Here is a 15,649-nt window from a genome sequence, read left to right as displayed (position 1 = left end):
TTCGCGTGCCCGCCACCGGACGGAGGGGTCGATGGCCGAGGACAGGGGCGGGACCGAGAGGTCGGACGCCCGGCTCGGGAGGTTCCGGCTGGACGAGCTGCTCGACGAACTCCAGGTGCGCATCCAGACGGTGCGCGGCACCCGCGACCGGCTGCACGGGCTGCTGGAGGCCGTGCTGTCGGTGGGGCGGGAGCTGGATCTGCCGCAGGTGCTGCGGGGGATCGTCGAGGCGTCGGTGGTGCTGGTCGACGCCGAGTACGGGGCGCTGGGCGTCATCGGGGAGGACCAGCGGCTGGCCCAGTTCCTGACGATCGGCGTCGACGAGGAGCAGCGGGCGCGGATCGGTGACCTGCCGTCGGGGCACGGGCTGCTCGGGGAGGTGATCCGCCATCCCGAGCCGCTGCGGCTGCCGGAACTGTCGGCGCATCCGGCCTCCTCCGGGTTCCCGCCCAACCACCCGCCCATGCACTCCTTCCTGGGAGTGCCGGTCAGGGTGCGCGACGAGGTGTTCGGGAACCTCTACCTGACGGAGAAGCGCGGCGGCGCCGAATTCGACGCCGAGGACGAGGCCGTACTGACCACGCTCGCCGTCGCCGCCGGGGTGGCGATCGAGAACGCCCGGCTGTACGAGGAGGCGCGGCTGCGCGAGCAATGGCTGGAGGCCAGCACCGAGTTCACGGCGGGACTGCTGTCCGGGATGCCGGAGGCCCGGGTGCTGGAAGTGATGGTCGAGCGGGCGTGCCTGATCACGTCCGCAGAGCTGGGCGTGGTCGACCTGGTGGAGGGGGAGCAGTCGCTGCGCGGGGTGCTGGCGCTGGGCGAGGGCGCGGAGGCGCACCGCGGGCTGACGGTGCCCCGGGAGGGGACGCTCGCGGGGGCGGCCCTGCGGGAAGGGGGGCTGGTGGCGTCGGTGTCCGTCGGGGACGACCCCCGGGTGACGTTCGCCCCGGAGCGGTGGAAGGGGCTCGGTCCCGCGGTGGCGGTCCCGATCGGGGAGCGGGGGGTGCTCGTCCTGGTCCGTACGGCGGGGCGGCCCGCGTTCAGCGCGGCGGAGACGGCACCGCTCCCCGGGTTCGCCGGGCAGGCGGCGCTGGCGCTGGAACTGGCCGACCGGCGGCGGGACGCCGAGCAGGTGAGCCTGCTGGAGGACCGTGACCGGATCGCCCGCGACCTGCACGACCTGGCGATCCAGCGGCTGTTCGCCACCGGGATGACCTTGCAGAGCGCCCGCCGATTCGTCGAGCACCCGGAGGCGAGGGAGCGGCTGGTGCGGGCGGTGGACGACCTCGACGAGACCATAAAGATCATCCGGTCGACCATCTTCGGGCTGCGGTCCCACGAGTCGCCCGCTTCCGGCGGCGGCCTGCGGATCAGGGCGGTGCGCACGGTCGAGGAGGCCGTCGCGGCGCTCGGGTTCACGCCCGCGCTGCGGATGGAGGGGCTGCTGGACACGGACGTGCCGCACGCGGTGGCCGACGAGGTGGTGGCGGTCCTGGGCGAGGCGCTGTCGAACGTGGCCCGGCACGCCGGGGCCTCGCGGACGGACGTCTCGGTGGTCGTGGGGCAGGGGGTGCTGACCGTGACGGTGGCGGACGACGGCATCGGGCTGCCCGAGGGAGAGCAGCGGCGCAGCGGACTGCGCAACCTCGAGGAGCGGGCGGAGCTGCTGGAGGGGCGGATGACCGTCGTGGCGGGGGAGTCGGGCGGGACGCGGCTGGTGTGGCGGGTGCCGCTCAAGGGGCTGAAGTAGGGCGAGGGTGGGGGGCTGGGGCGGTCCCGGGGCCGGGCGTGCCCCCCCGCTCACTCGCCCGTCGCGCCCGGCGGCGGCGTGAACTGGGTTGCCAGCACCGCCGCCTGGATGCGCCGTTCCACCCCGAGCTTCGACAGCAGCCGCGAGATGTGGTTCTTCACCGTCTTCTCCGAGAGGTACAGCCGCTTGCCGATCTGCCGGTTGGTGAGCCCCTCCCCGATCAGCGCCAGGATCTCCCGCTCCCGCGTACTGAGCCCCGCCAGCCGCGCGTCCTGTGCCGGCTCCTCCTGCGTGGGTCCGCGCAGGCTGCTCATCAGCCGGGCGGTCGTCGCCGGGTCCAGCATCGACTGGCCGGACGCCACCGTACGGACGGCCTCCACCAGGTCCGAGCCCTTGATCTGCTTCAGCACGTACCCGGAGGCCCCCGCCATGATGGCGTCGAGCAGCGCGTCGTCGTCGTCGAACGAGGTCAGCATCAGGCAGGCCAGCCCCGGCGTGCGCGACAGCAGGTCGCGGCAGACGGTGATGCCGTCGCTGTCCGGCAGCCGGATGTCCAGGATCGCCACGTCGGGGCGCAGCGCGGGCCCCCGGACCAGGGCCTGTTCACTCGTGCCCGCCTCGCCGACCACCGTCATGTCCGGCTCGGAGTCGAGCAGGTCGTGCACTCCGCGCCGGACGACCTCGTGGTCGTCCAGGAGGAAGATCCGGATCGGTTGCTGCGGCGAGAACGCCCGTGCGGTCATGACTGCCCCTCGCGTTTCTGTCGTCCCGTACCGATCGTGCCGTGCGCGACCCCCTGCACACCAGGGCCGTTCGGCCCCAATGAGCTCGTTCCGAGGGGCAGTTGACTGCACGTCAGCAAATGCGGGGGAGCTGTTCGCCCACGGGTACGTCCACCACCCGGCGTGCGCCGACGAGAGTGCGCAGCTCCACCCGCCCCGCCGGGCCCTCCGCCGTGTGCCCGATCCGTACGGCCTGGGCGCCCTCGGGAAGGGCGCGCAGGGCGACCAGCGCGGCGTCGGCGGAGCGGGCCGCGACGAAGGCGACCAGGCAGCCCTCGTTGGCGACGATCAGCGGGTCGAGCCCGAGGAGGTCGCAGGCGGCGGCCACCGCCGGGGGCACGGGCACAGCCGCCTCGTCGATCTCCACCCGGAGGCAGGAGTCGTGGGCGATCTCGTTGAGGGTGGTCGCCAGCCCGCCCCGAGTGGGGTCCCGCAGGGCGTGCACGTCCGGACCGTACGGAGCGAGCGCACGCACCAGGCGGTGCAGGGGGCGGGTGTCGGAGGCGATGTCGGCCTCGAAGCCGAGCCCTTCGCGGGTGGACAGGACGGCGGTGCCGTGCAGCCCGATCGGCCCGGAGAGGAGCACCGCGTCGCCCGGCCGAGCCCCCGCCGCCGAAGGCAGCAGACTGGGCAGGCGGCGGCCGACGCCGGTGGTGTTGAGGAACAGCCGGTCGGCGGCTCCCCGCCCCACGACCTTGGTGTCCCCGGTGACGACGGGCACGCCCGCCTCGCGCGCGGCCTTGCCCGCCGAGGCGAGGACGGTGCGCAGTTCGTCCAGCGGCAGCCCCTCCTCGGCGATCACCGACAGGGTGAGGGCGAGCGGCATCGCACCGCGCATGGCGAGGTCGTTGACGGTGCCGTGCACGGCGAGCGAGCCGATGTCGCCGCCGGGGAAGGACAACGGGCTGACCACGAACGAGTCGGTGGAGACGACGAGTTCACCGTACGAGGGGAGCAGGGCGGCGTCTTCGAGCGGCCCGGTCCCGCAGCCGCCGACGGCGGGCAGGATCACGGATTCGAGGAGTTCGGCGGTGAGCCGTCCGCCCGCCCCGTGGCCGAGCTGGACGCGTTCGCGCTCGTGGTGGGGGAGGGGGCAGTCGGCGTTCGGGGTGAGGGCGGTGCCCGTGTTCGTGCTCGTGCTCGTGCTCATGCGGGGGTCCTCCTGGTGCGGCCTGCCGCGTGGAAGGCGGCGCAGGTGCCCTCGGAGGACACCATGGGTGCGCCGAGCGGGGTGCGCGGGGTGCAGCGGGTTCCGTAGGCGGCGCAGTCGGTGGGCAGTTTGGCCCCCGTGAGGATGCTCCCGGCGATGCACGCGGGGTCCTCGACGGGGTGCAGGCCGCCGACATCGAAGCGCCGCGAGGCATCGAACTCCGCGTATTCCGGGGCGAGTTCAAGGCCGCTGGCGGGCAGCGTGCCGATGCCGCGCCAGGCCCGGTCGGTGACGCGGAAGACCCGGGAGACGACGTCCCGGGCGGCGGTGTTGCCGGTCCGGCGGACCGCCCGGACGTACTGGTTCTCCACCTCGTGGCGGCCCTTCTCGAGCTGGGTGACGGCCATCAGGATGCCCTCCAGCAGGTCGAGCGGTTCGAACCCGGTGACGACGACGGGGACTTCGTACCGGCGGGCGATCGGCTCGTACTCCTCCCAGCCCATCACCGCGCAGACGTGTCCCGCCGCCAGGAACGCCTGGACCTCGCAGTCCGGGTCGTCGAGCAGCGCGGTCATGGCGGGCGGTACGAGCACATGGCTGACCAGCAGCGAGAAGTTGGCGAGCCCGAGACGGTCGGCGTGCAGGACGGTCATCGCGTTGGCCGGTGCGGTCGTCTCGAAGCCGACGGCGAGGAAGACGACCTCGCGGTCCGGGTGCTGCCGGGCGAGGCGCACCGCGTCCATCGGCGTGTACACCACCCGTACGTCCGCGCCCCTGGCCCGCAGGGAGAGCAGATCGGTGCTGCTGCCGGGGACCCGGAGCATGTCGCCGAAGCTGGTGAGGATCACGCCGGGCCGGGCGGCGACGGCCATGGCCCGGTCGAGGGTCTCCAGCGGGGTGACGCAGACCGGGCAGCCGGGGCCGTGGATCATACGGATGCCGGCGGGCAGGAGTTCGTCGATGCCCTGGCGCACCAGGGTGTGCGTCTGGCCGCCGCACACCTCCATGAGACGCCAGGGGCGGGTGGCGACGCGCCCCAGCTCGGCGAGCAACTGCCGGGCGAGGGCGGGGTCGCGGTACTCCTCCAGGTACTTCATCGGTGCTGATCGTCCGGAACGGAGAGGTCCAGCCGTACGTCGACGACGCCCTCGACCGACTGGGCGAGCCGGGCGGCCACCGGGACCAGGCGGCGGTCGTGCATCGTGCCCCGGAGGGTGACCACCCCGTCGTGCACGGTGGTGGTGACGTCCTGCCGGGGGAAGAGCGGGGCCAGTGTGCGGTGCACCTCGGCGGCGAGTTCGGCATCGGGGCGCAGGAAGACCTTGAGCAGGTCGCCGCGGCTCACCATGCCCTGGAGGATGCCGATGCGGTCGACCACGGGCAGCCGCTTCACCCCGCGCCGGGCCATGATGCGGGCCGCCTGGGCGAGGGTGGTGTCGGCGTGCACGGTGACGGCGGGCGTGCTCATCAGGGCGTTCGCGGTCGTCGCGGAGGCCTTGGCGAGTTCGGCCAGGCGCGCTGCCTTCGCGGCGGCCGCCGCCGAGCCGGTGGCAGATGCTGCGCCGCCGCCGGTCCGCGAGAGGTCCGGCAGGTCGTCCCGGTACTCCTCCTTCGGCAGCAGGTCGGCCTCCGACACCACGCCGATCACCCGTCCCTCCCCCTCCAGCACGGGCAGGGCACTCACCTTCCACTGGGCCATCAGCTCGACGATCTCCTTGAACGCGGCGTCACGTCCGACCGAGACGACGGTCTGCGTCATCACGTCGCTCACGATGTGCGGGGAACTGGGCACGGCGGGCCTCCTCGAAGGCGGTCAAAGGGTGCGGGTGCGCTCGACGGTGAGGTCGAGGAAGTGGGTGGAGCAGGAGATGCACGGGTCGTGGTTGCGAATGGCCCGCTCGCACAGGGCCGCCAGCGCCGCGTCGTCCGTCTCCCCGGCGTCGAGCGCCGCCTGCGCGATGCGGCGCAGGTCGTCCTCGATGGCACCCTGGTTCTGCGCGGTGGGCGGCACCATGCGGGCGTCGGTGACGGTGCCGTCCGCGTCGAGTGCGTACCGGTGGTAGAGCAGTCCGCGCGGGGCCTCGGTCGCACCGTGCCCGGTGCCCGCGACGGGCGGCACCTCGACGTACGGGCGGGCGGGCGGCTCGTACGTCTCGATGAGGCGCAGCGCCTCGGTGACGGCGTACACGACCTCGACCGCGCGCACCAGGATCGACCGGTACGGATTGCGGCACGCCGCCCCCTCCCACGGGTCGCCGAGCCCGGCGGCGACGGCGGCGTCCCGGGCGGTGCGGGTCAGCCACCGGCCGCTGATCGCGAACCGGGCGAGGGAGCCGGTGAGGTGGCGGCGGCCGTCGAGGGTGGAGTACAGGGCGGTGGAGTGCGGCAGGTGCTCCTCGTGGACCCGGTCCAGGAAGGTGTGCAGGGGGAAGCTGTCGAGCCCGCCGTCGGGGTGGTGCTTGGCGTCGGCGTGCAGGACGGTGGGGGTGCCGCTTTCGATGGCGTACGTTCCGGGCGCGGCCAGCGCGAAGAGGTCCGCGTCGGTCTCGGCGTCGGGGAAGCCGAAGCCGGACACCCATGCCACGGTCTCCTGGGCGTCGTCGAGAGCGCGGGTCAACTGCGCGTGCAGGGGCCGGAGTTCGGCGGGCGTGGGGGCGCGGTGGAAACCGCCGAGGCGGACGTTGACCGGGTGGATGGCACGGCCGCCGAGGAGTTCCAGGATCTCGTTGCCCGCCTTCTTCAGGCGCAGCCCGCGCTCGACGTCGGCGCGGGCGGTGCGGGCGAGTTCGAGGGCGCCGTCGCAGCCGAGGAAGTCGGGGGCGTGCAGCAGGTAGATGTGCAGGGTCTGGCTCTCGATCCACTCGCCGCAGTACAGCAGCCTGCGCAGGGCGGCGATCGCCGGACCGGCCGTGACCCGGCAGGCGTCCTCGACGGCGGCGCAGGCGCTGAGCTGGTACGCCACCGGGCAGATACCGCACACCCGGGCGGTGATGTCGGGGGGTTCGGTGTGGGCCCGGCCGCGCAGGAACGCCTCGAAGAAGCGCGGGGGTTCGTAGATCTGGAGCCGGGCCTCCGTGACGGTGTCGTCGTGGACGCTCAGGTGCAGGGCGCCCTCCCCCTCGACGCGGGAGAGCGAGCCGACGTGCAGGACGCGGGAGCCTCGGTGCGTCATGAATCCTCCTCCGACTCCGCATGGAACGCCGCCGAGTTGAAGGTGCGCAGCAGGCGCTCGACGTCGCGGTCGTCCATCCCGTCGCGGTGCAGTACGGGGATGAGGGCGGGCAGGTTGACCGACAGCGAGCCGCCGGAGGGGCCGGGCCGTCCGGCCGGGCCGAAGCAGCCGTAGCAGCCGCGTCCGTACGCCGGGCACAGCGCCCCGCACCCGGCGTGGGTGACCGGGCCCAGGCAAGGGGTGCCGTGGGCGACGGTCACGCACACGGTGCCGCGCCGCTTGCACTCGAAGCAGACGCTGTGGTCGGAGATGTCGGGCTTGCGCCCCGCGAGGAACGCGGTGACGACTTCGAGGAGCTGGCGGCGGTCGACGGGGCAGCCGCGCAGCTCGAAGTCCACGTCGACGTGGGCGGAGACGGGGGTGGAGGTGGCGAGGGTGTCGATGTAGTCGGGGCGGGCGTAGACGGCCCGGGTGAACTCCTCGACGTCGGCGAAGTTGCGCAGTGCCTGGATGCCGCCCGCCGTGGCGCAGGCGCCGATGGTCACCAGGTGGCGGGAGGCGGCGCGGATCTGCCGTATCCGCTCGGCGTCGGCGGGAGTGGTGACGGAACCCTCGACGAGCGTCAGGTCGTAGGGCCCGGGGCGCACCGCGCTGGTCGCCTCCAGGAAGTGGGCGATCTCCACCTCGCCGGACAGGGCGAGGAGTTCGTCCTCGCAGTCGAGGAGGGTGAGCTGACACCCGTCGCAGGAGGCGAGCTTGAACACGGCGAGGGTGGGCCTGCCCGGGGCGGCCGGGTCCGCCGGGGTCGTCGGGGTCGTCGGGGAGGTGGTCATGTCACAACTCCCGCGTGTAGAGCAGCGGTTCCGCCCGGTCCCAGCCGACGACCGGTCCGTCCCGGCACAGCAGCACCGGTCCGAGCTGGCAGTGCCCGCAGTGGCCGGTGGCGCAGCGCATGTTGCGCTCCAGTGACACCCGGACACTGCTGGGGGCCAGTCCGCCGTGCACGAGCGCGCGGGCGGTGGCGCGGATCATCGGCTCGGGCCCGCAGACGAACGCCGTCGCGTTGTGCGGGTCGAAGCGGGCCCGGTCCAGGAGCTTGGTGACGACGCCGATCTGACCCTTCCAGCGGTCGTCGGGCCGGTCCACGGTCACTCCGGTGTACGCGGTCCGCCACTGCCGGGTCTCGATCTTCGCCATCAGATCGGCCGGCGTGCGGGCCCCGACCAGGACGTTGAGCCGTCCGTACGTTCCGGGATCGGCGACCGCGTCACGGATCAGGGGGCGCAGCGGGGCGAGCCCGATGCCGCCCGCGACGACCACCAGGTCCTGGCCCACCGCCTTCTCCAGCTCCCAGCCCGTGCCGTACGGGCCGCGCAGCCCGATCACTTGGCCGACCTCGGCCGCGTACAGGCCCTCGGAGACCGCGCCCACACTCCGTACGGTGTGGGCGAGACCCCCGGTGGTGGGGATGGCGCTCACCGACAGCGGGATCTCGCCCCGGCCGAACGCCCACACCATCGCGAACTGGCCCGGTGCGAAAGGCGGCAGCGGCTCACCGACCGGCTCGATCCGCAGGGTCGCCGTGTCCGGGGTCTCCTCCCAGCGGGCCACGACCCGGTACGGGACGGGGACGGAAGTCCCGTGGGCGGCAGGGACGGCGGTCATCGGGACGGCGGTCATCGCCGCACACCGCTTCCGCTGCCGTAGGGCGCGTACAGGTCGAGGAGGCGGGTGCGGGCAGCCTGGAGCCGGTGGGCGAGAACCCGGCCGACCCACTGGCTCACCGCCATGCCCAGCGCGGGGTCGTCGTCGCACATCAGCCGCACCGAGGTGGCGTCGAACTCGTAGGCGCGCACCGGGGTCTGGGCCTCGGCGCCGAACTGCCAGACGTACGGCCGGAACAGCCAGGACCAGCCCACGAGTTCACCGTGCCCGAGGGTCTCGATCACGGGGGAGCGGCGGCCGGGGACGTGCGTGTCCAGGGCGACGGAGCCGGTGCGGACGATCCAGAAGCGGTCGGCGTGGCCGCCCTCCTCGAAGAGCCGGGTGCCGGCGGGGAAGGAGACCTCGCGGGCGATCCGCATCAGGCGCTGACGGTGTTCGGCGGGCAGGGCGTTCAGCGAGGTGCTGAGGGTGGTCATCATCGTTCCGCCTCCTTCTCGTGCGTGCCGTGCTGGGCATGGCCTTTCGTGTCGGCCTCCGCCTTGAGCGCGGTGACCTCCTCGGTGATGTCGATGCCGACCGGGCACCAGACGATGCAGCGCCCGCAGCCCACGCAGCCCGAGCTGTCGAACTGGTCGTGCCAGGTGCCGAGTTTGTGGGTGAGCCACTGCCGGTAGCGGCTGCGCCCCGAGGAACGGACCGGGCCGCCGTGCAGGTGGGAGAAGTCCAGGTCGAAGCAGGAGTCCCAGCGCTGCCAGCGCTCCGCGTGGTCGCCGGTGAGGTCGGTGACCTCCTCGGTGGTGGTGCAGAAGCAGGTGGGGCAGACCATGGTGCAGTTGCCGCAGGTGAGGCAGCGGGCGGCGACGTCGTCCCAGCGCTCGGCCTCCAGGCTGCCGCCCATCAGCCGCTGGAGGTCCACCGGAGGCATGGCCCGCCCCATCGCGTCGGCGGCGTCGGCGACGACGGTCCGCGCGGCCTGTCGGGTCTCCCTGTCGGCCGCCGTGCAAGGGAGTTGATCCAGCAGCGCGGTCCCGGCCTCGCTGCCCGACCGGACCAGGAAGCGATGGCCCGCCCCGTCGATCACCTCGGTCAGGGCGAGGTCGAAACCGCTGTCGGTGCCGGGGCCGCCGCCCATGGACACGCAGAAGCAGGTGGCCCCGGGCGCCGTGCATTCGACGGCTACGAGGAACGCTCCCCTCCGGCGTTCCCCGTAGCCCGTGTCACGGAAGTGCCCGCCGGTCAGGACGCGGTCCTGGATCGCGATGGCGCGCAGGTCGCAGGGTCGTACCCCGAGAAAGGCGTACGAGACGGCCTCCGGCGGTTCGGCCCGTACCGTGAGCTCGCCGTCCTTCGCGCGGTCCGCGCTCCACAGCTTCTCGCGCTGAGGATGGAGGAAGTTCTTCCAGGACTGGGGTCCGGCCGAGTGCGCGAAGGCGGCGCCGTCCTCGCGGTGGCTCAGCCGGTAGTGGCCCGCCTCCAGCTCCACGCCCCAGCCGTACGGGAGCTGCTCGGCCGAGTCGATCGGGGCGAGGACGATCGCCCCGTCGCGGACGGTGGGTCCGACGACGGTGCGCCCGTCGGCCACCAGGGCGGCGACCAGGGCGGCCAGTCCGTCCTTGTCGAGGACTGCCGTACGGGGCGCTCCCGCGGCCGGTGTGCTGGTCATCGCTGCCCTCCTCGGGCGGGGCGGGGGTTTTTGCGCCCCACCGGTTCCAGTTCCAGGTTCGGCGGTGGGGGCCGGTACGGGCAGGGGCCGACCGGCCCCCCTCCGGGGCGTACGGGTCCCTGTCGCAGGGACCCTCGGGGCCGCACCGGGCGGGCGGCGGATCAGGTCCGGCGCCCGCTCCACAGCGGTTCCGTGCGGGCCCAGTCCCGCTCCCACTCGGCCATGCGCCGGCGGCGCGCCACCGCACCCGCCGCCCACCACAGGCCGCCCGTCACGAGCCAGCCGCCGACCGCGACGGCCCCGCCGGTGCCGACGGCCACCGTCGACAGCTCGTTCTCGCTCCGGGGGGCGGCGACCACCCGGCCCGCGGGGTCGAGCCAGACGTCGGCCCGGCTGCCCGCGCGGGTGCCCGCCGCGACCTTCACCTCGGCCTCGCGCCGGGTGCCGTCGGCGTCGCGCCAGCGGACGGCGACGGGGTACTCCGTACGCCCCGTTCCGTAGGAGGCCGCCGCCGGGTTCGGGGCGTCCCGGACGACCGTGGCCCGTACGACGTGGTGCGCGGACCGCAGGGCCTCGGCCTTCGCATGTCCGGAGTCGTACGCGGCGACCCCGCACAGGGCCCCGGCCAGGGGCACGGCAACCAGCAGCACCGTCAGCATCACCAGGCGGATCCACGCCTCGACGGCGTCGCAGGGGCGGCGCAGCGGACTGCTCCGCCACCGCCACCGCCATCCTGCGGGCCGGGCTCCGCCGGGCCGGGTCGGCGCGTTCATGGCGTCAGCCCTCCTCCTTCAGGTCCGGGAAGAGCGTGCGCAGTTCGGCCGCGATGCCGTGCGCCCAGGCGGCGATCGCGTCGAAGTCGCGGAAGTCGCCGCCCTTTCCCTGCTCGACGATCATCCTGGCCATCCGGCCCTGGGCGCCGGGCTCCAGGCAGCCCCCGAAGGTGGCGTGCCCGCGCGCGTCGACCCGGTCCCGGATGCGGCGGGCGCCCCCGACCGGCGGGATCTCCCGCTCGCCCGCGCTCGGGTCGAGCGGGCCGCTGCTGAACAGCCACACGGGCCGGGCGGCCAGTGCCGTCCGCTGCCGGGCGGCGAGACGGCGGGCGTCCTTGAGCCAGCGCCCCGCGTACAGCCCGCTGCCGAGGACGACGGCGTCGTACTCCCGTACGTCGGCGACCTCGGACGCCGCCCTCGGTTCGGCGAAGACGCCCTCCTTGTCCAGGGTGCGGGCGACGGTGCGGGCGATCTCCTCGGTGGAACCGTTCTTCGTCGCGTACGCGACGAGCACCTTGAGCGTCATGACGTCCGTCCTCTCTCGGCTCTCAGAGCTTCCGCAGCCAGTCGTCGGCCACTCCGCGCAGTGCCTGCTCGCTGGGGCGCAGGTGCGAGTCGTCGGTGCGGTAGGTGAGCTTGTCGACGACCGCGACGACCCCGTCGACCTGACGGGTCATGTGCACGGCGATGGGTATCTCGCTGAGGCGTTCCAGCTGGCCCTCCAGGGTCACCAGGCCGTCCGTGACGGTGACCTTCACCGAGAGGGACGGCAGCCACAGGGCCCGGATCAGGACCTCCTCGACGACCTCGCGGCGGATCGAGTCGTCGGGCCGCAGGAACATCTGGAGCAGGTCCCGGCGGGTGGCGATGCCGACCAGCCGGTCCTCCTCGTCGACGACGGGCAGCCGCTCGACCGCGTGCCGGGCCATGGTGCGGGCCGCCTCGGCGATCGTGCTGTCGGCGTGGACGCACACCGGCGGCTTCGACATCAGCTCGCCCGCCGTACGGGCCGCCGCCTTGTGCTGCGCGGTGCGCGCGGCCGGGGTGAGGCGGGGGAGGCGGAAGCGGCTCGGCGGTGCGTACCGGTCGGGGGCCTCGGCCTCGTGGAACAGGAGGTCGGTCTCCGAGATCACGCCCACCACACGGTCGTCGGCGTCGACGACCGGCAGTCCGCTGATGCGGTGCTCGGCCAGCAGCCGGGCGACCTCCTTGAACGGGGTGTCGGGCCGGGCGGTGACGACCTCCGAGGTCATCACGGAACCGATCTTGCTGTGCTTCATCGTGATCTCCTTCGCGAGTCCCGCCCGGCTAGCGCAGCCGGCGCAGGTAGGGGTCGTGGGCGGTGCGGGGCAGCAGCCGTACGCGTACGTCGAGGGCGGTCACCCCGTCCGGCCGCGCCAGTACGGGATTGAGGTCGGCCTCCGCGAGCTGCGGCAGGTCGCAGGCCATCGCGGACAGGCGGGCCAGTACCTGCTCCAGGCCCTCCAGGTCCACCGGCCCGCCGCCGCCCTGCCCGAACAGCAGCGGGGCGCAGCGCGGCGCGGTCAGCAGGTCGTGGAGGTCGGCTCCGGTCAGCGGGGCCAGCAGGGCGGACCGGTCGGCGAGCACGTCGGCGGCGGTGCCGCCGAGCCCGAACATCACCAGCGGGCCGAACACCCCGTCCTGGACGACGCCCGCGAACAGTTCGGTGCCGCGCGCGGCCTGCGGCTGGACCACCACACCGGTCAGCAGGCCCTCGAAGCGGGTCTCCAAGTCCCGGTAGGCGGAGCGCACTTGGCCGTCTCCGCGCAGGTCCAGCAGGACCGCGTGCTGGGTGCTCTTGTGCAGCAGACCCGGCCAGTGGGCCTTGAGAACCACCCGGCCGTCGTCCCCGGCGAGCCGTTCGGCGGCGAGCACCGCCTCGTCCTCGGACCGCACCCAGGCCCACGGGATCTGCGGGATGCCGTAGCAGTCCAGGAGGTCCGCGCACGCGGCGGGCTCCAGCCAGCCGCCGTCCGGGCGGGCCGCCAGCCACCCCTCGACCAGGGCGTGCGCACGGGATGCGTCCACGCCGGTGAGGGAGGGGACGGTACCGGCGGGCCTGGCCAGCCAACGGGCCCGGCGGACCGCGTGCGCGAGAGCACGGGCGGCGGCCTGCGGGTCGGCGTAGCAGGGCACGTGCCCGCCGTCCGCGCAGGGCAGCAGGGAGACGGAGGTGTCCTGGCCGAGAAGGACCGCGGCGACCGTGCGGGAGCGACGGCCCGGGGTGCGGGAGAGTACCCGGGAGAGATCGTCGCCGGTCGCCGCGGCGACCGCGGTGGGCACGAGCACCACCAGGACGGCGTCCACACCGGGACACTCCGCCAACTGGTCGACGCACAGACCCAGTTGCTCCTCCGAAACCGCCGCAGTGGTGTCCACCGGGTTGGCTGCGGACGCATCGTCGGGCAGTACGGCGAGGAGCCGTTCGACGGTGTCGGGGCCGAGCGGGGACACCTGGAGCCCGGCCTCCGCGCACGCGTCCGCCGCCAGTACGCCCGCGCCGCCCGCGTTGGTGACGATCGCGATCCGGTCCCCGCCCGGCAGCGGCTGCGACTGGAACAGGGCTGCGGTGTCCAGGAGTTCACCGATGGTGCGGGTCGCGGTGATCCCTGCCTGGGTGAACAGGGCCTGCCGGGTCACGGTCCGGGTGGCCGCCGCGGCGGTGTGCGAGGCGGCGGCCCGGCGGCCGGTGTCGGTGCGGCCCGCGTCGACGGTCAGGACGGGGATACGGCGGGTGACGCGGCGCGCGGTGCGGGAGAAGGCGCGCGGGTTGCCGAAGGACTCCAGGTGCAGCAGGGCCACTTCGGTGCGCCCGTCCGACTCCCACCACTGGAGCAGGTCATTGCCGCTGACGTCGTACTTGTCGCCCAGCGACACGAAGCTGGAGGTGCCGAGACCCAGCCGGGACAGCCCGCTGAGCAGGGCGATGCCCACCCCGCCGGACTGCACGGCCACCCCGACCGTCCCGGGCCTGGGGTGGTGGGCGGCGAAGGTGGCGTCCAGGGACATGCCCCGGTCGGTGTTGGCGACGCCCAGACAGTTGGGGCCCACCAGCCGCATCCCGTACCGGCGGCACACCGCCAGCAGGTCCGCGCCCAGCGCCGCGTCGAGCCCGGCGGTCACCACCACCAGCGCCCGTACGCCGGTCTTGCCGCACTCCTCGGCCACCGGCACCAGGGAGGCCGCCGGAACGGCCAGCACCGCCAGGTCCGGCACCCGGGGCAGCGAGGTCACCGAGGGGAACGCGGGCACCCCCAGCAGGGAGGTCACGTGCGGGTTGACCGCGAACAGCCACCTGGGGAAGCCGCCGGTGCGCAGATTGCGCAGGATCGCCCGCCCCACCGAACCCGGCTTGCGTCCCGCGCCCACCACGGCGACGACGTTCGGCCGCAGCAGCGGTTCCAGACTGGCCACGTCGGCGCCGCGCCCGCGCGCCTCGACGGCCGACAGGTAGGTGTCGTCCTCGTCGAGCCGGATCACGCAGTGCAGCTCGGGCCCGTCGAGCCGCCGGGCCACGGACAGCCCCAGGTCGGCGAAGACCTCCAGTACGGCACGGTTCTCGGCGAGCGCGACGGCGGTGAAGGAGGTCACCCCGTCGGCACGCGCGGCCGAGACGAGGTGCTCCAGCAGCAGGGTGCCGATGCCCCGGTGGTGCAGGCCCTCGCCGACGGCGAGGGAGATCTCGGCGGTACGGGGAGCGGGGGCGCTCGGGGCGCTCGGGGCGGTGGTGCGGGAGGCGTGTGGGAGGGGCGCGGGCGCGGCGGGCTCGTCCGTCCAGTCGTACTCGGCCAGACCCACCACCTGCCCCCGGACCTCCGCGAGCAGTGCCAGATAGCCGGGCCGGGGCGGGGCGCTCGCCCGTTCCGCGGCCTGTTCGGCGGACCGGCGGCTCGCGGCGAAGAACCGCAGCCGCAGGTGCTCGGGGCTCATCTCCCGGTACAAAGCCAGCAGTTGGGGCCGGTCCTCGGGGCGGGCCGGGCGGATGCACGCGGTGGTGCCGTCCGCGAGCAGGGCGTGGACCGGGTCGCCGGAGCGGGTGCCGTCCGTCATGGCGGGCCTCCTGAGCTGAATCGACGCTTCGAGCATCGAACGCGGCCCGACGGCCCGGCAGGGGCTGTACGGGGACCCACTGGGGCCAAACGGCCCTGATCCGCTGGGCCGGTTGCGGCACCCGAGTCCGCACCCCGGTGCTAGGACACCGCCGCCCCACGGCCCTGGAGCAGCCGGGCGATGGCGATCGAGCCGCCGCCGTGCAGCAGGACGCTGCCCAGCACGGTGAGCGTCGTGGCGTCCAGGGCGGTGTACGCGAAGGGCCCGTCCGGGAGGCTGTTGAAGGCCGGCAGGCCGAACACGATGGAGGTGGTGCCGCGCGGCCCCTGAAGCCGGCCCGGCCCCTCACCCGGGCGAGGGGTCCGGCAGGGGTTCGCCCAGCTCCGTCTCGACCGCGTCGGCCATCGCCCGCAGCACCGCCAGCGTGCGTGCCGCCTCCGCCTCGTCGACCTCCGTGATCGCAAAACCGACGTGCACGATCACGTACGTACCGACGTCGGCGTCCGGCGTGTACGTCAGGCACACCGGCCTGCGCACCCCGCCGAAGTCGACCGTGGCCATGCGCAGTCCGGCCTCGTCGTGGATCTCCAGCACGCGGCCGGGGATGCCCAGGCACATGAGTC

At 73.9% G+C, this 15,649-nt stretch carries 16 protein-coding genes; 1 reads left to right on the top strand and 15 read right to left on the bottom strand.

Annotated elements, in window-relative coordinates; genetic code table 11:
• Window positions 1-31 precede the first annotated feature (31 nt).
• Window positions 32-1,750: a sensor histidine kinase gene (locus IE269_RS14665; protein ID WP_189823389.1), complete on the top strand. Its 1,719-nt coding sequence runs from the start codon at window positions 32-34 to the stop codon at window positions 1,748-1,750.
• A gap of 50 nt (window positions 1,751-1,800) precedes the next feature.
• On the opposite strand, the gene IE269_RS14660 is transcribed toward IE269_RS14665, so the two are convergent.
• From IE269_RS14660 to IE269_RS14595, 15 genes are all read right to left on the bottom strand, one after another.
• Entirely contained in the window at window positions 1,801-2,493 is a 693-nt protein-coding gene (locus tag IE269_RS14660) for a response regulator (protein ID WP_189823388.1), read from the bottom strand.
• Window positions 2,494-2,605: 112 nt separating this feature from the next.
• Window positions 2,606-3,682 (bottom strand): hydrogenase expression/formation protein HypE, encoded by a 1,077-nt coding sequence (gene hypE / locus IE269_RS14655; RefSeq protein ID WP_189823387.1) that lies wholly within the window; start codon window positions 3,680-3,682, stop codon window positions 2,606-2,608.
• Window positions 3,679-4,779 (bottom strand): hydrogenase formation protein HypD, encoded by a 1,101-nt coding sequence (hypD, locus tag IE269_RS14650; protein ID WP_189823386.1) that lies wholly within the window; start codon window positions 4,777-4,779, stop codon window positions 3,679-3,681. Before hypD ends, hypE begins: the two co-directional genes overlap by 4 nt.
• On the bottom strand, window positions 4,776-5,474 hold the full coding sequence (locus tag IE269_RS14645; protein WP_229897691.1) for a CBS domain-containing protein: 699 nt from the start codon (window positions 5,472-5,474) through the stop codon (window positions 4,776-4,778). The genes hypD and IE269_RS14645 overlap by 4 nt, the downstream gene beginning before the upstream one ends.
• Window positions 5,475-5,495: 21 nt before the next feature.
• Window positions 5,496-6,854, bottom strand: coding sequence for a Ni/Fe hydrogenase subunit alpha (locus tag IE269_RS14640; RefSeq protein ID WP_189823385.1), 1,359 nt, complete (start codon window positions 6,852-6,854; stop codon window positions 5,496-5,498).
• Window positions 6,851-7,687 (bottom strand): NADH-quinone oxidoreductase subunit B family protein, encoded by an 837-nt coding sequence (locus IE269_RS14635; RefSeq protein WP_189823384.1) that lies wholly within the window; start codon window positions 7,685-7,687, stop codon window positions 6,851-6,853. Before IE269_RS14635 ends, IE269_RS14640 begins: the two co-directional genes overlap by 4 nt.
• A 1-nt stretch (window position 7,688) precedes the next feature.
• On the bottom strand, window positions 7,689-8,534 hold the full coding sequence (locus IE269_RS14630; protein ID WP_189823383.1) for an FAD/NAD(P)-binding protein: 846 nt from the start codon (window positions 8,532-8,534) through the stop codon (window positions 7,689-7,691).
• A complete protein-coding gene (locus IE269_RS14625) occupies window positions 8,531-8,998 on the bottom strand; it encodes a Crp/Fnr family transcriptional regulator (RefSeq protein ID WP_189823382.1) in 468 nt (155 codons plus the stop codon). Before IE269_RS14625 ends, IE269_RS14630 begins: the two co-directional genes overlap by 4 nt.
• Window positions 8,995-10,182 carry a 4Fe-4S dicluster domain-containing protein gene (locus IE269_RS43125; RefSeq protein WP_229897690.1) on the bottom strand — a complete coding sequence of 396 codons (1,188 nt, stop codon included), beginning with the start codon at window positions 10,180-10,182 and terminating at the stop codon, window positions 8,995-8,997. Before IE269_RS43125 ends, IE269_RS14625 begins: the two co-directional genes overlap by 4 nt.
• 161 nt (window positions 10,183-10,343) lie before the next feature.
• Window positions 10,344-10,955 (bottom strand): Rv1733c family protein, encoded by a 612-nt coding sequence (locus tag IE269_RS43120; protein WP_229897688.1) that lies wholly within the window; start codon window positions 10,953-10,955, stop codon window positions 10,344-10,346.
• Window positions 10,956-10,959: 4 nt separating this feature from the next.
• Window positions 10,960-11,481: a flavodoxin domain-containing protein gene (locus IE269_RS14615; RefSeq protein ID WP_189823380.1), complete on the bottom strand. Its 522-nt coding sequence runs from the start codon at window positions 11,479-11,481 to the stop codon at window positions 10,960-10,962.
• 22 nt (window positions 11,482-11,503) lie between these two features.
• Window positions 11,504-12,235, bottom strand: coding sequence for a CBS domain-containing protein (locus IE269_RS14610; RefSeq protein WP_189823379.1), 732 nt, complete (start codon window positions 12,233-12,235; stop codon window positions 11,504-11,506).
• Between the two features lie 28 nt (window positions 12,236-12,263).
• Window positions 12,264-15,026 (bottom strand): bifunctional acetate--CoA ligase family protein/GNAT family N-acetyltransferase, encoded by a 2,763-nt coding sequence (locus IE269_RS14605; protein WP_189823378.1) that lies wholly within the window; start codon window positions 15,024-15,026, stop codon window positions 12,264-12,266.
• 140 nt (window positions 15,027-15,166) lie between these two features.
• Window positions 15,167-15,328, bottom strand: a complete 162-nt coding sequence (locus tag IE269_RS14600; protein ID WP_189823377.1) for a hypothetical protein — start codon at window positions 15,326-15,328, stop codon at window positions 15,167-15,169.
• Window positions 15,329-15,371: 43 nt separating this feature from the next.
• The gene (locus IE269_RS14595) at window positions 15,372-15,644 is read right to left on the bottom strand and encodes a HypC/HybG/HupF family hydrogenase formation chaperone (RefSeq protein ID WP_189823376.1); all 273 of its coding nucleotides are present in this window, start codon (window positions 15,642-15,644) and stop codon (window positions 15,372-15,374) included.
• Window positions 15,645-15,649: the final 5 nt, after the last annotated feature.

This window comes from Streptomyces spiroverticillatus (assembly GCA_014650415.1).
GTDB classification, from domain to species: domain Bacteria; phylum Actinomycetota; class Actinomycetes; order Streptomycetales; family Streptomycetaceae; genus Streptomyces; species Streptomyces spiroverticillatus.
This window is presented reverse-complemented; position numbering and strand designations above follow the sequence as displayed.

What these genes read in the sequence shown, in the direction of transcription:
- IE269_RS14665 (WP_189823389.1), top strand. Translation starts at nt 32, where the DNA reads ATGGCCGAGGACAGGGGCGGGACCGAGAGGTCGGACGCCCGGCTCGGG.
- IE269_RS14660 (WP_189823388.1), bottom strand. Translation starts at nt 2,493, where the DNA reads ATGACCGCACGGGCGTTCTCGCCGCAGCAACCGATCCGGATCTTCCTC.
- hypE (WP_189823387.1), bottom strand. Translation starts at nt 3,682, where the DNA reads ATGAGCACGAGCACGAGCACGAACACGGGCACCGCCCTCACCCCGAAC.
- hypD (WP_189823386.1), bottom strand. Translation starts at nt 4,779, where the DNA reads ATGAAGTACCTGGAGGAGTACCGCGACCCCGCCCTCGCCCGGCAGTTG.
- IE269_RS14640 (WP_189823385.1), bottom strand. Translation starts at nt 6,854, where the DNA reads ATGACGCACCGAGGCTCCCGCGTCCTGCACGTCGGCTCGCTCTCCCGC.
- IE269_RS14635 (WP_189823384.1), bottom strand. Translation starts at nt 7,687, where the DNA reads ATGACCACCTCCCCGACGACCCCGACGACCCCGGCGGACCCGGCCGCC.
- IE269_RS14630 (WP_189823383.1), bottom strand. Translation starts at nt 8,534, where the DNA reads ATGACCGCCGTCCCGATGACCGCCGTCCCTGCCGCCCACGGGACTTCC.
- IE269_RS14625 (WP_189823382.1), bottom strand. Translation starts at nt 8,998, where the DNA reads ATGATGACCACCCTCAGCACCTCGCTGAACGCCCTGCCCGCCGAACAC.
- IE269_RS43125 (WP_229897690.1), bottom strand. Translation starts at nt 10,182, where the DNA reads ATGACCAGCACACCGGCCGCGGGAGCGCCCCGTACGGCAGTCCTCGAC.
- IE269_RS43120 (WP_229897688.1), bottom strand. Translation starts at nt 10,955, where the DNA reads ATGAACGCGCCGACCCGGCCCGGCGGAGCCCGGCCCGCAGGATGGCGG.
- IE269_RS14615 (WP_189823380.1), bottom strand. Translation starts at nt 11,481, where the DNA reads ATGACGCTCAAGGTGCTCGTCGCGTACGCGACGAAGAACGGTTCCACC.
- IE269_RS14610 (WP_189823379.1), bottom strand. Translation starts at nt 12,235, where the DNA reads ATGAAGCACAGCAAGATCGGTTCCGTGATGACCTCGGAGGTCGTCACC.
- IE269_RS14605 (WP_189823378.1), bottom strand. Translation starts at nt 15,026, where the DNA reads ATGACGGACGGCACCCGCTCCGGCGACCCGGTCCACGCCCTGCTCGCG.
- IE269_RS14595 (WP_189823376.1), bottom strand. Translation starts at nt 15,644, where the DNA reads ATGTGCCTGGGCATCCCCGGCCGCGTGCTGGAGATCCACGACGAGGCC.